The 269-nt window shown below is 54.6% G+C and carries 1 protein-coding gene; it reads left to right on the plus strand.

Annotated elements, in window-relative coordinates:
• The coding region (locus tag SB772_RS41440) for a hypothetical protein (RefSeq protein WP_410838703.1) at positions 1-234 on the plus strand (234 nt) is incomplete at its 5' end.
• Positions 235-269 lie beyond the last annotated feature (35 nt).

Raw genomic sequence — 269 nt, forward strand, 5'->3', positions numbered from 1 at the left:
GGGAGCAAATTCCATGCTGAAGAGCTCGACCTCGAGCATCACGTCTCAGAGCGCTTTGTCCGCACGAGGATCAACCCAAGCCTGCAAAAAGCCGCGAAGGCCGCGAAGCGTCGCAAACAGCGACTTCAACTTTTTGGCTTTCACACATCGGATTTGCGGCGGAGAAATCTCCGCATAGCGCGCAGTGGACAGCACGATCAGCTCGGATCGTTGCGCGGAAAGAGGACATTATGAAAAGACAAATGATTATCGGCATGCATCTGGGGGGC

Source organism: Paraburkholderia sp. SIMBA_030, assembly GCF_046535245.1.
GTDB lineage: Bacteria > Pseudomonadota > Gammaproteobacteria > Burkholderiales > Burkholderiaceae > Paraburkholderia.